Origin of the sequence: Serratia sp. AS12 (assembly GCF_000214195.1) — a bacterium.
In the GTDB taxonomy this organism is placed as follows: Bacteria; Pseudomonadota; Gammaproteobacteria; order Enterobacterales; family Enterobacteriaceae; genus Serratia; species Serratia plymuthica.
Genome location: NC_015566.1, coordinates 2,765,430 through 2,778,567 on the forward strand (window position 1 = coordinate 2,765,430; position 13,138 = coordinate 2,778,567).

The 13,138-nt window shown below is 53.8% G+C and carries 12 protein-coding genes; 7 read left to right on the forward strand and 5 right to left on the reverse strand.

The window, feature by feature from the left end:
- Positions 1–79: 79 nt before the first annotated feature.
- Positions 80–1,801: an ornithine lipid synthase OlsF gene (olsF, locus tag SERAS12_RS12880; protein ID WP_013813076.1), complete on the reverse strand. Its 1,722-nt coding sequence runs from the start codon at positions 1,799–1,801 to the stop codon at positions 80–82.
- Between the two features lie 564 nt (positions 1,802–2,365).
- Here olsF and SERAS12_RS12885 point away from each other — a divergent pair.
- The 4 genes from SERAS12_RS12885 (at position 2,366) to uspE (ending at position 5,650) form a co-directional block, all read left to right on the forward strand.
- The gene (locus SERAS12_RS12885) at positions 2,366–2,677 is read left to right on the forward strand and encodes a hypothetical protein (protein WP_013813077.1); all 312 of its coding nucleotides are present in this window, start codon (positions 2,366–2,368) and stop codon (positions 2,675–2,677) included.
- 230 nt (positions 2,678–2,907) lie between these two features.
- Positions 2,908–3,432 (forward strand): methylated-DNA--[protein]-cysteine S-methyltransferase, encoded by a 525-nt coding sequence (gene ogt / locus SERAS12_RS12890; RefSeq protein ID WP_013813078.1) that lies wholly within the window; start codon positions 2,908–2,910, stop codon positions 3,430–3,432.
- A 364-nt stretch (positions 3,433–3,796) separates the two neighbouring features.
- Positions 3,797–4,561, forward strand: a complete 765-nt coding sequence (locus SERAS12_RS12895) for an FNR family transcription factor (protein ID WP_004944979.1) — start codon at positions 3,797–3,799, stop codon at positions 4,559–4,561.
- Between the two features lie 126 nt (positions 4,562–4,687).
- On the forward strand, positions 4,688–5,650 hold the full coding sequence (gene uspE, locus SERAS12_RS12900; RefSeq protein ID WP_013813079.1) for a universal stress protein UspE: 963 nt from the start codon (positions 4,688–4,690) through the stop codon (positions 5,648–5,650).
- Positions 5,651–5,706: 56 nt separating this feature from the next.
- Here uspE and pntB read toward each other — a convergent pair whose 3' ends face one another.
- Positions 5,707–7,101: a Re/Si-specific NAD(P)(+) transhydrogenase subunit beta gene (gene pntB, locus SERAS12_RS12905; RefSeq protein WP_013813080.1), complete on the reverse strand. Its 1,395-nt coding sequence runs from the start codon at positions 7,099–7,101 to the stop codon at positions 5,707–5,709.
- A 10-nt stretch (positions 7,102–7,111) separates the two neighbouring features.
- Positions 7,112–8,641: a Re/Si-specific NAD(P)(+) transhydrogenase subunit alpha gene (gene pntA, locus SERAS12_RS12910; RefSeq protein ID WP_013813081.1), complete on the reverse strand. Its 1,530-nt coding sequence runs from the start codon at positions 8,639–8,641 to the stop codon at positions 7,112–7,114.
- Between the two features lie 587 nt (positions 8,642–9,228).
- Between pntA and ydgH the strand changes: the two genes are divergently transcribed.
- Positions 9,229–10,179 (forward strand): DUF1471 family protein YdgH, encoded by a 951-nt coding sequence (gene ydgH / locus SERAS12_RS12915; protein WP_013813082.1) that lies wholly within the window; start codon positions 9,229–9,231, stop codon positions 10,177–10,179.
- Between the two features lie 15 nt (positions 10,180–10,194).
- Here the strand turns inward: ydgH and SERAS12_RS26455 are convergent, their stop codons facing one another.
- The gene (locus SERAS12_RS26455) at positions 10,195–10,362 is read right to left on the reverse strand and encodes a hypothetical protein (protein WP_158307045.1); all 168 of its coding nucleotides are present in this window, start codon (positions 10,360–10,362) and stop codon (positions 10,195–10,197) included.
- Between the two features lie 60 nt (positions 10,363–10,422).
- Between SERAS12_RS26455 and SERAS12_RS12920 the strand changes: the two genes are divergently transcribed.
- Positions 10,423–11,814, forward strand: a complete 1,392-nt coding sequence (locus SERAS12_RS12920; RefSeq protein WP_013813083.1) for an amino acid permease — start codon at positions 10,423–10,425, stop codon at positions 11,812–11,814.
- Between the two features lie 36 nt (positions 11,815–11,850).
- Here SERAS12_RS12920 and SERAS12_RS12925 read toward each other — a convergent pair whose 3' ends face one another.
- Positions 11,851–12,258 carry a hypothetical protein gene (locus SERAS12_RS12925; RefSeq protein ID WP_013813084.1) on the reverse strand — a complete coding sequence of 136 codons (408 nt, stop codon included), beginning with the start codon at positions 12,256–12,258 and terminating at the stop codon, positions 11,851–11,853.
- Between the two features lie 130 nt (positions 12,259–12,388).
- On the opposite strand from SERAS12_RS12925, the gene folM reads away from it, so the two are divergent.
- On the forward strand, positions 12,389–13,111 hold the full coding sequence (gene folM, locus SERAS12_RS12930; RefSeq protein WP_013813085.1) for a dihydromonapterin reductase: 723 nt from the start codon (positions 12,389–12,391) through the stop codon (positions 13,109–13,111).
- Positions 13,112–13,138: the final 27 nt, after the last annotated feature.

The following is a 13,138-nucleotide window of genomic DNA, read 5'->3' on the forward strand; positions in this document are numbered from 1 at the left end:
ATAAACCCTCATCCTAGCGCTATCCCACCGCTGGCCCCAAGCCGGGGCTTAGATCAAAAACGCATGATTGCGTGGCCGATCACTCTATGCAGGCTTCTTGCGGCTGATGAACCGCAATATAACGCTGGAAGCGCGACGGTTTTAGCCGGGTAAGATCAACCAACACCAATCCGTCGATACAGTTGTTGAACGCCGGATCGGTGCCAAAATCAATAAACTGCACCCCGCCCGGTTCACACAGCTCGGTATATTGTTTATACAAGGTGGGGATCGAGCAGCCGATGTTGCTCAGCAGGCTTTTCAGCCGCACCAGATCTTCTTGATAATTATCGCCGGCAAATTGCGCCAAGACCTGCGGCAACGAAGCCGGATAAGGCTGCCGAGACTGCGCCAACGCGCTTCCCGGCGAGAAATACAACCGGTAGAAGGCGATCAACAGGTCACGCGCCGCCACCGGCATACCGCCGGAGATGGAAACCGGCCCAAACAGATAGCGATACTGCGGGTATTTTGCCAAATAGGCGCCAATGCCCAGCCACAGGTAATCCAGCCCTCGTTTGCCCCAGTAGGCCGGTTGGATAAAGCTGCGGCCCAGTTCGATGCCCTGCGCCAGGATCGGTGCCATATCGCGGTCATAATGGAACAGGCTGTTGCTGTAAATGCTTTCCAGACCCTTGCGCTCCAACTGTTCGGCGGTGGGAATAAAACGATAGGCGCCGACAATTTCCAGTTCGTCCGCATCCCATAGCACCAGGTGATAATAGTCGTCGTCATAGCTGTCCAGATCGCGCCGGCGGCCGGAGCCTTCGCCCACCGCGCGGAAAGCGATCTCACGCAGGCGACCTAATTCACGCAGGATAGGCGTACGAGCCTCATCCTGGCGGCGATACAGGAAAATGATTTTGCCGTCCGGCGTTACGCCAAGTTGTTCGCAATTTGCCAGCGCCTTCTTCAGCTCCAGCCGATCTTCAGGCAGGGCGATGGCCGATTCGCTGGCGAACAGCCCTTCCTTACCCTGGCCCAAACGATAGATGTGACGACGGAAACGTTCGGCCAAATCTTTGGCGCTGGTGTGGCCATCGTGCCAGTTGGCAAACGGAATGCGGCCGCCAACGCGAATTTTGATGCGGCCGCCCTGCTGCTGGAACATTTCACGCACCAGCAACAAGGTGGATAACGGGCGGTAGACCAGCGAGGTGAAGTAAAACAGATTGCTGTTACGCGCACTGATGTGGATCGGCACAATTGGCGCCCGCGCCTTGGCCGCCAGGCGCAAGAAGCCGGTATGCCAGTGGCCGTCGCGAATGCCTTTCGGGCTCATGCGCGACACTTCGCCGGCGGGGAACAAGATCAGCGCCCCCTGTTTGTCCAGTTGCGCCTGCATGCCTTCAATTTGCTTGCGGCTGGTTTTATAGCCCACGTTGTCCACTGGCACGAACAGACTGCGCAGCGGTTCAATATAGGTCAGCAGTTGGCTGGCGACCACCTTCACATCCGGCCGCACCGCCGCGACTGCACGCAGCAACACCAGGCCGTCCAGCGAGCCGATGGGATGGTTCGCTACCAGCACCACCGGCCCCTGGCTTGGAATATTTTCCAGGTCACCGTCTACCAGCTCGCAGCTGAGGTTGAAGTAATCGACCACTTGCTCGATCAAATCCAGACCCTTAAGGTGCGGATAATCAGCGGCAAACTGTTTGAATTCTTTTTCGAAGAGTAAAGTTCTGAGCAGGCTACGCTGCCAGGCAGGGGTATTGCGGTGTGGAAATGCATCTTGCAACAGAGAATCCAAGCTGAACATCGCGTTATCTCCTGGCTTAGTCGCTGCAAACTTAAGCCAGCGCTATGACCCTAACATGTCAGTTACATGACAGAAAAATGAAATCCCTCGCCTATCAGGTATAGCAAATTATTGAAGAGAGGGTGGCGACGGTTTTTCCATCACTGCCGGCGTAGCATTTTATGCTCCTGAAACTCACGCCCTGATGCGCCAAACACCGGCCACTGGAGCGACGCCCTCGGCAAAAAGTGGGGGGAACCGGCAGCACAGAACCACAGGGTGAAAAGCTATTCCATGCGCCAACATTCCGACAGCCAGGAGGGGTTATTATGCGACATATTTCACATTATTCCCGACCTGCTCACCCTCAAATCATTAACCCCACTTCACTATGATCTACATCATGGTATTACCTTACCCTTCTCACTATTATCAAATTAATCAACGCAGAGGATAGGAATACTACCCAAATCATTTTAAACATGGTGACACTCAGCATTCCTCCTCTGTTTGAACCCTCTCTATTTTCTTTAACTTTTTTGTTAATTGGCAGTGTTTGTTTTTATTTTAAAAGAGGAATTAACGATGTCCCATTTACTCATAGCGTTGGCGTTACTCGCCTTACTGCCCGCCACCCTGCATGCAGCGCAGAAAGCCAGTGGAATCAGCATATCCGGCACGCTCAGCTTTGCAGGTAAAATAGCCACACCCACTTGTGAAATTAGACGGGATAACGGCCAGTTCATTTCATCTTGTTACCGGGAAACCGCTGGCAGTGGCTTCGGTTATATCGCCATGCCGCTAAGCGCAATGTCATCGGAATTAATTTCCGACGCCACTATAGAGAAAGTAAATAATAACCCTGTCATGCAACGGGTAACCCTGAGTTATAACTAACTCTGGAAATTCATCAATAACCGCTCCAGGGGATATCATTAAAAAACCTTGGAAACTGTAAATTAGCTTTATAAATTCGAACTTTCATTTAGGTTTTTTAACCTGTTCGATTCTCTTCTCCCTGCGATGGGCAAAGCTGCACCGCCCATCCATCTTCATGTCCGAAATCCGCCATCGCGCCGCCGCATTTCGTGTAATAATCTCCCCATCAAACGTGAGGAGTGATCAAAATGCAGACCTTTTTTATTGATCGTATGGCGACGCCGGTTGGCGAACTGGTGCTGATTGCCGACGAACAGGACCGTTTGCGCGCTATCGACTGGACCGAGCACGAAGTGCGCCTGATGAAGCTGATGAATACCCATTACCGCGCCGACCGTTTCCAACTGCAGGAAAAGCGTAATCCCGGTGGCCTGACCGACAGTATGCAGCGGTATTTTGCCGGTGAGCTGACGGTGATAGACAACCTGCCGGTGATGACCGCAGGCACTGAGTTCCAGCGCACCGTCTGGCAGCAACTGCGCCAGATCCCCTGTGGCGAGATCATTACCTATGGCGAACTGGCGAAACGCATCGGGCGTCCGACCGCCTCCCGCGCGGTCGGTATGGCCAATGGATCCAATCCTATCAGCATCGTGGTGCCTTGCCACCGGGTGATTGGTTCCCAGGGTGCATTGACCGGTTATGCCGGCGGCGTGCAGCGCAAACAGTGGCTGCTGAAGCACGAAGGCTATTTGCAGAAAGATTTGCTTTAATTCGCCAGCGCGCTCTGGCGTGGTTGGGGAAAGTAGATCGGCCGGAACGAAGCAGGCAATATTGCAAGTTCCGGCTGCTACTGCGTAATCCAACGGCTGGGAATGTCAATAGTAAAAGATTCCTTATCCCAAAAAACCCTGCGTAATTTACGGTCTCTGACGGGACATAAACGACAACTGCACAAGCAAACCATTCACGTAAGTTATAAACAAATCAAAAAATTTCAGTCAGCTACAGGATAATCATCGGCATAAGCGAACAAAATTCGCACACAACACCCCTGTTCATGTTAACGCTACCCTTATCACCTGCGGCAAAAGATGTTAAAATTGACGCATATCAATTATTGAATGAGCGTAATCTATGATCCCGGAAAAACGCGTGATTCGTCGTATACAGTCTGGTGGTTGTGCGATCCATTGTCAGGACTGCAGCATCAGCCAGCTGTGCATTCCTTTTACTCTAAATGCTCATGAGCTGGACCAGCTCGACAACATTATCGAAAGGAAAAAGCCTATTCAGAAGGGGCAGACCCTGTTTAAGGCTGGCGATGAACTGAAATCGCTGTACGCTATCCGCTCCGGGACCATCAAGAGCTACACCATTACCGAACAGGGTGACGAACAAATCACCGGTTTCCATCTGGCAGGCGATCTGGTCGGTTTTGACGCCATTGGCGGCCTGAAGCACCCAAGCTTCGCTCAGGCGCTGGAAACCGCAATGGTCTGCGAAATCCCGTTTGAAACCCTGGACGACCTTTCCGGTAAAATGCCTAACCTGCGCCAGCAAATCATGCGTTTGATGAGCGGCGAGATTAAGGGCGACCAGGACATGATTCTGCTGCTGTCGAAGAAAAATGCCGAAGAGCGCCTGGCGGCGTTCGTCTACAACCTGTCGCGCCGCTTTGCGGAACGGGGCTTCTCACCGCGTGAGTTCCGCCTGACCATGACCCGTGGCGACATCGGCAACTATCTCGGTCTGACCGTTGAGACCATCAGCCGCCTGCTGGGCCGCTTCCAGAAAAGCGAAATCCTCAGCGTCAAAGGCAAATACATCACCATCGAAAACGTCGACGCCCTGTCGGTGTTGGCCGGCACGCCTCGTATCAACGTGACCGTAAACGCCTGATCCCATGCCGGGTCAATAATTCCGCAGAATTATTGACCCGGCACATCTCCACCGCTGTTCTGATTTTCAATGTTGGGTTACTCTGTAAATTAACAGACTGTTGATTTTCAGCTGTAAGGAGGCCCTATGGCGAAGTATCAGAATCTTCTGGTGGCTATTGACCCCAATCAGGACGATCAGCCGGCGCTGCGTCGGGCGGTTTACCTGATAAAACGGAACGGCGGGCGTATCAAAGCCTTCCTTCCGATCTATGACTTCTCTTACGAGATGACGACCCTGCTCTCCCCCGATGAACGGACGGCGATGCGGCAAGGCGTTATCAGCCAACGCGCCGCGTGGATTAACGAGCAATGCCGTTTTTACCTTGACGAAGGCGTTCCTATTGAAATCAAAGTGGTCTGGCATAACCGCCCTTTCGAGGCAATTATTCAGGAAGTGATCACCGCCAAGCATGATTTACTGCTGAAAATGGCACATCAGCACGACCGGCTGGAATCGGTCATTTTCACGCCGACCGACTGGCACCTGTTACGCAAATGTCCGTGCCCAGTGTGGATGGTCAAAGATCAACCCTGGCCGGAAGGCGGCAAAGCGGTGGTTGCCGTCAATCTGGCCAGCGAAGAACCCTATCACGATCCGCTGAACATCAAGCTGGTGCAGGAAACCGTCGAACTGGCGCAAAACGTCAACCAGACGGAAGTGCATCTGGTCGGAGCCTACCCTGTTACCCCTATCAATATCGCCATTGAACTGCCTGATTTTGATCCCAGCGTCTATAACGACGCCATTCGCGGACAGCATCTGATCGCCATGAAGGCATTAAGGCAGAAGTTCTGCATTAACGAAGAGTTCACCCACGTTGAAAAAGGTCTGCCGGAAGAGGTGATCCCGGATTTGGCCGAACACTTGCAGGCGGGCGTGGTGGTGTTGGGCACGTTAGGCCGCACCGGTATCTCCGCAGCGTTTATCGGCAACACGGCAGAGCATGTGATCGACCATCTGAAATGTGACCTGCTGGTGATTAAGCCGGATAACTTCAACTGCCCGATCGAAGTCGATGAAGACGATGAACACGACGACGAGGACTGATTTTCAGGCATAAAAAAACACGGGCCAATTACGGCCCGTGTTTTTATTGGCTGCGGTTAATTCTGCAACGCTCTCAGTATCGCTTCCACGCTCTCTTTGGCATCGCCAAACAGCATCTGGGTGTTCTCTTTGAAGAACAGCGGGTTCTGCACGCCGGCGTAACCGGTGTTCATCGAACGTTTAAAGGCAATCACGTTTTGCGCTTTCCACACTTCCAGCACCGGCATGCCGGCGATCGGACTGCGCGGATCCTCCAGCGCGGCCGGGTTCACCGTGTCGTTGGCGCCGATCACCAGCACGGTATCGGTATCCGGGAAATCTTCGTTGATTTCGTCCATCTCCAACACCACGTCGTACGGCACCCTGGCTTCCGCCAGCAGCACGTTCATGTGGCCTGGTAAACGCCCGGCAACCGGGTGAATGCCGAAACGCACTTTGATGCCGCGCGCACGCAGTTTTTCGGTAATTTCCGCTACCGGATACTGCGCTTGCGCGACCGCCATGCCATAGCCTGGGGTGATGATCACCGAAGTGGAATTCTTCAGTTGCTCGGCCACCTCTTCCGCCGTGGTTTCACGATACTCGCCCATTTCTTCCGCATTGCCGGTCGAGGAACCATCGGTACCAAAACCGCCGGCGATCACGCTGATAAACGAACGGTTCATCGCCTTACACATAATGTAAGACAGGATGGCGCCCGAGGAACCCACCAACGCGCCGGTAACGATCAGCAGATCGTTGCTCAACATAAAGCCCGCAGCGGCAGCCGCCCAGCCCGAATAAGAGTTGAGCATCGACACGACTACCGGCATGTCGGCACCGCCGATAGAGGCCACCAGATGCCAACCGAAAGCCAGCGCGATCGCGGTCATCAGCACCAACGCCACTGCCTGCCAGCCCACGCTGTCGGCACGAACGAACACTACCAGCAGCAGGAAGGAGACCACCAGCGCCGCCAGGTTCATCTTGTGGCGATTCGGCAATGCCAGCGGTTTGGATGAGATGATGCCACGCAATTTACCGAAAGCGACAATCGAACCGGTGAAGGTGACCGCACCGATAAAGATGCCGAGGAACACTTCGGTCAGATGGATATTCTCCATCACCGGCTCCATCGGCGCGCCGTGATCCAGGTAGCTGTTCAAGCCCACCAACACCGCCGCCAGGCCAACGAAACTGTGCAACACCGCCACCAACTCCGGCATTTCGGTCATTTCGACTTTTTTCGCCAGATAGACGCCGATGGAGCCACCGATAATCATCGCAATGATGATCCAACCTACGTTGCCGGAATCCGGCCCGAGGATGGTAGCAATCAGCGCAATTGCCATCCCGGCGATGCCAAACAGGTTGCCCTGCTTCGACGTTTCATGGCGCGACAGACCGGCCAGGCTGCAAATAAACAAAATAGCGGCAACAATGTATGCAGCTGTAACTAATCCTCCAGACATGTGCTACCCCTTAGTTCTTGCGGAACATCTTCAGCATGCGCTGAGTGACGGTGAATCCACCAAAAATATTGATGCTGGCAATCAGCACGGCAATGAAGGAGAGGAAACTCACCCAGCCGCCGTGACCAATTTGCAATAACGCACCGACCACGATAATCCCTGAGATCGCATTGGTGACCGACATCAACGGGGTATGCAATGCATGGCTGACGTTCCAAACCACGTAGTAACCCACCACGCAGGCCAGCGCAAACACGGTAAAGTGAGACAGGAACTCTTTTGGCGCTGCGTTAGCCAGCCAGCCGAACAGAATAATCGCCAGCGCGATCAGCCCGTATTTCAGCCAAGGTGAAACCGGTTTTGCCGCCGGTTTAGCGATTGGAGCCGCCGCTTGCGCCTGTTTCGGCTGCGCGGAAACCTGGATTGGCGGAGCAGGCCAGGTCACCTCGCCGCTGCGCACCACGGTGACGCCGCGGATCACGGTGTCCTCGAAATCGATATCGATTTCGCCGTTTTTCTCTTTCGTCAGCAATTTCAGCAGATTAACCAGGTTAGTGCCGTAAAGCTGTGAAGACTGGGTCGGCAAGCGGCTTGGCAGATCGGTATAGCCAATGATTTTTACGCCATTGTCAGTGACGGTCACGCGGTCGGCCACGGTCAACTCGCAGTTGCCGCCGTTTTGCGCCGCCAGATCGACGATCACGCTGCCCGGCTTCATCGAAGCCACCATCTCTTTAGTGATAAGTTTTGGCGCAGGTTTACCCGGGATCAGCGCGGTGGTGACAATAATGTCGACCTCTGCCGCCTGGGCGGCAAACAACGCCATCTCAGCCTTGATAAAGGCTTCCGACATCACTTTGGCATAACCGTCGCCGCTGCCCGCTTCTTCCTCAAAGTCCAACTCGAGGAATTCTGCGCCCATGCTTTGCACTTGCTCTTTTACTTCCGGGCGGGTATCGAAGGCACGCACGATCGCCCCCAAGCTACCTGCCGCGCCAATCGCCGCCAAACCCGCGACGCCTGCACCGATGATCATCACTTTCGCCGGTGGAACCTTGCCGGCGGCGGTGATCTGGCCGGTGAAGAAACGGCCAAACTCGTGTGCCGCTTCAACAATCGCGCGGTAACCGGCGATATTGGCCATCGAGCTGAGCGCATCCATCGACTGCGCGCGGGAGATACGCGGTACCGAATCCATCGCCATCGCGGTTACGTTGCGCGCAGCCAGTTTTTCGATAAGCTCCGGGTTTTGCGCCGGCCAGATAAAACTGACCAACGTGCTGCCCTCACGCATTAACGCGATCTCATCCTCTTGTGGCGCGTTAACTTTCAAAATCAACTCCGATTGCCACACGTCGGCAGTATCGGTAATCGTCGCCCCTGCGGTTTCATAAGCCGCATTGTCAAAGCTTGCCAGTTTACCCGCGTCGCTTTCGACAGCGACGGTAAAGCCCAGCTTCAGCAGTTGTTCCACCGTTTTCGGCGTTGCTGCAACCCGGGCTTCATTGGCCAACCGTTCTCTTGGTACACCAATACGCATAATGTTCCCTTCTCACCTGTCTTTGATGATGTTTATTATCTTCCTACCCATAGCAATAGCGCCGGCTGACATCTCGACCCGTCGTCTTTCAAGACTGTGCATTGTTGGCTGCAATTTGAAAGCCACAGGGTGACTTGTCGGCATCGAATTAAGGCACCATCTATAACCTACTGAAAATATGATCGATGATCCATAATTGCTTACGCATTCACGTCTGTTTTTACATAAAAATTCAGATAACGACATGACAAATCGCAATTTTAAGTTAAAAAGCCGTGCGCAACGCCGTTTTTGCTTGCAGATTTGTGACGAACGCAGGTCTGAAGATATCCGCCCCACGCGGCCAGAATGAATGAAAGTTATAAATTTGTGAATAATTAACACTTATGTCATCAAAGGCTTTATTATTGAAACTTATGACGATTACGCAGCAAATGGCGTAAACAATCCTTCATGGGATTTGTCTCATGCGATGACATAAAATGCTGAGACACTTGTCGAGATTACATGTAATAATCGGCGGCTGAATTACCCATAAACAGTTCAGCACGTTATAAACGTTAATGCGCTTGGCGAAAGGATTTTTTATGAAGCTGAAGAACACGATCATCGCATCAGCCTTGTTATCACTCACTGCGCTGTCTGCTCATGCGGCACTTGAGTTAACTCCTGAAAAAGCAGCGGCGCTGAAGCCGTTTGATCGCATCACTATTACCGGCCGCTTTAATGCCATCAATGAAGCCGTTGATGCCGTATCCCGCCGTGCAGACAAACTGGGCGCAGACTCCTTCTACATCCAGGACAGCAATAACAGCAACAACGGCGGCAACTGGCGCGTCACCGCAGATCTTTATCATAAAGACGCGGCAGAAGTGAGCAAAGAGCCGAAGTACCGCGTCATTAACGGCGTGACCGAATTGCCGAAAGAACAGGCCTTCCTGCTTGAGCCCTATGATACGGTCAGCGTCAGCGGTTTCTACCGCAGCCAGCCGGACATCAACGACGCCATCACCAAAGAAGCGAAAAAGAAAGGCGCAGCCTCGTTCTTTATCGTGCGTCAGGTTGATGCCAACCAGGGCGGTAACCAGTTCATCACCGCTTACATTTATAAAGCCGATGCGCCTAAGCGCGTGGTTCAGAGCCCGGATGCCATTCCTGCCGACTCTGAAGCCGGCAAGGCCGCATTGGCCGCCGGTGGCGCCGCCGCCGCCCAGGTTGAAATCCCAGGCGTGGCTTCTTCAGGTTCGCCAAGCCGTGACGTAGGCCGTTTCTTCGAAACCCAGTCTTCTACCGGCCAACGCTATACCGTCACGCTGCCGAATGGCACCAAAATCCAGGAAGTGAGCAACGTTACCGCCGCACAGATGGTGCCGTTTGATTCCGTGACCTTCACCGGTCACTTCAACAGCATGACGGACATTTCCACCGAAGTGGCGAAGCGTGCCGCTGCGAAAGGTGCCAAGTTCTATCACGTGACTCGTCAGTGGCAGAACAAGAGTGGCGGCAACCTGACCGTGAGCGCCGATCTGTTCAAATAAGTTTCACTTCGCGGTTTATTCTCGGGCAGCCATTGGGTTGCCCGTTTTTTTTGCCGATAAGCCTCCGCCGGTTGAATAATTTTTTGTAAATTCCGCATATTCAATCATTGCATCGGCAACGATCCATCCGTAGAATTTGCGCCTGTTTTTAGGGCTATTATCTATTTGTTCAGTAATTGTCATTGCGTTGTTACTGCCAACTAGCTACCTAACAGTTGTTTATTCTGCGCTCAGGGTCCGTCATTGGAAAAAAAACTAGGTCTTACCGCGTTAACCGCATTGGTGCTCAGTTCCATGCTGGGCGCCGGGGTTTTCAGCCTGCCGCAAAACATGGCGCAAGTCGCCAGCCCGGCCGCACTGCTGCTGGGTTGGGCTATCACCGGCGTCGGCATCCTGTTTCTGGCTTTTGCCATGCTGCTGCTTACCCGCCTGCGGCCCGATCTGGACGGCGGGATTTTCACCTATGCGAAAGAAGGCTTTGGTGAGCTGGTGGGTTTCTGCTCCGCCTGGGGATATTGGCTATGTGCGGTGATCGCCAACGTCTCTTATCTGGTGATCGTGTTTGCCGCACTGAGCTTGTTTACCGATCGCGGCGGCGATGTCATTTTGGGTGACGGCAATACCTGGCAGGCGCTGTTGGCGGAATCATTGCTGCTGTGGATCGTGCATGCACTGGTGCTGCGTGGGGTGCAAACCGCGGCCAGTATCAACCTGGCGGCAACCTTGGCCAAGCTTTTGCCGCTTGGCCTGTTTGCCGTATTGGCGGCTATCGCGTTCAAAATGGACGTATTTACCCTGGATTTCCATGGCGTCGCGCTCGGCAAACCGGTGTGGGAACAGGTAAAAAACACCATGCTGATTACCCTGTGGGTGTTTATCGGTGTCGAGGGCGCGGTGGTGGTTTCCGCGCGGGCTCGCAATAAAAAAGATGTGGGCCGTGCAACCATGTTGGCGGTGCTCTCCGCGCTGGCGGTTTACCTGCTGGTGACGCTGTTGTCGTTGGGGGTAGTGCCGCGCAGTGAACTGGCCGGGATGCGTAATCCCTCGATGGCGGTGCTGATGGTTGATCTGATTGGCCCCTGGGGAGATGTGATTATCGCCGCCGGCCTGATCGTGTCAGTATGCGGCGCTTATTTGAGCTGGACGATTATGGCCGCTGAAGTGCCGCTGCTGGCCGCACAGCACGGTGCTTTTCCTAAAATATTCCGCAAGCAGAACAAGAATCACGCGCCTTCGGCTTCGTTGTGGCTGACCAATATTGCGGTGCAATTCGCACTGGTGGTGATCTGGCTGACTGGTAGCAACTATAACTCGTTGCTGACTATCGCCTCGGAAATGATTCTGGTGCCTTACTTCCTGGTCGGCGCCTTCCTGTTCAAGGTCGCGTTGCGTCGCCAGGACAAACGGCTGATGTTCGCCGCCACCGGTGCCTGCCTGTACGGTATTTGGCTGCTGTACGCATCAGGGTTGATGCATCTGTTGATGTCGGTGTTGCTGTATGCTCCGGGGTTGCTGGTGTTTATCTATGCTCGACGCGGACACGAGAATGTCAAATTGCTGAATCAGTTGGAGAAAGGCAGCATCTTGCTGTTGCTGATGGCCACGGTGCCGGCGGGTTGGTTTATGCTGCAGTAGTGAAGGACGGCCGGGTGGAATCACCCGGTCAATACCTTAGGATGCGCGCAGGGTAATGGTCATGCGTTCCCCTACCTGAGAGATGATAACCCCCTCAACGCACTCTTGCTGAATGGCCGCCAACTGCTGTTGGTCCAACGCATACGGCAGTTTAATGTCGAACACTGCCAACCCCTGCTGCTGCGCCAGATCGATCAGGCGCACAATATTGGTTTCGTCGCTGACCTGGGTGGATACCACCTGCAGCGCCAGTTCCTTCAACTGCTCTTTTCGCGTTTGCGAGGCGCAAACCTGAGATTTCAATACCATGCCAAAAAATGGCATCACACCATAGATTGCATCAACAAAGCGCCAGTGCTTCTTGCACGATGCGGACAGAAAATCCATGTAATCAAAACAGATTTTCTCACTGTGCGCGACGGATGCAAGGTGACTGCTGTTCATCCCTTCCTCCCTCTCATTGCCAGTGTATTACATCCTGAAATGGATAATCGATGCGAAGCTTTAACGAATTTCCGACGTATAATGGCATAATTCCCCTATTGTTTGCCAGTCTGTCCAGGAGCTTTAATCAATGGAACATCACAACTCCGCACCGGTGCTGATCACGGGCGGCGCACGCCGGATTGGGCTGGCATTGGCCAGGTCATTCTTGCAGCGTGACATCCCCGTGATCATTGCCTATCGTAGCGATTACCCGGCACTGAACGAGCTGAAAAGACTGGGAGCAACGTGCATTCAGGGCGATTTCTCGACTCACGACGGTATTTACCGCTTTGCCGATCGGGTGCGCCAGGCCGCACCGAAATTGCGCGCAGTGATCCACAACGCCAGCGCTTGGCTGGCAGAATCTGCGGAGGTGCCGCCGGAGCAGATTATGGCCGCGATGCTGCAAATCCACGTTTACACCCCTTATCTGCTCAATCAGTTGCTGGAGCCCTGCCTGCTTGGCCAAGGGCAGGCAGGCGCAGATATTATCCACCTGACCGATTATGTGGTGGAAAAAGGCAGCGACAAGCATATCGCTTATGCTGCCAGTAAAGCCGCGCTGGACAACATGACTCGCTCTTTCGCCCGTAAACTGGCACCGGAGGTCAAGGTCAACGCCATCGCACCAGCGTTGATTATTTTCAATCCGGGCGATGATGAGCCTTATCGTCAGCAGGCGCTGGCAAAGTCGCTGATGAAAATCGCCCCGGGTGAAAGCGAAGTGGTCAATCTGGTCAATTATTTGCTGGACAGTCGTTATGTCACCGGCCGCACCCATGGTGTGGACGGAGGACGTCCACTGCGCTAGGCAAAGATGTGCATGGCGTATCGCTGA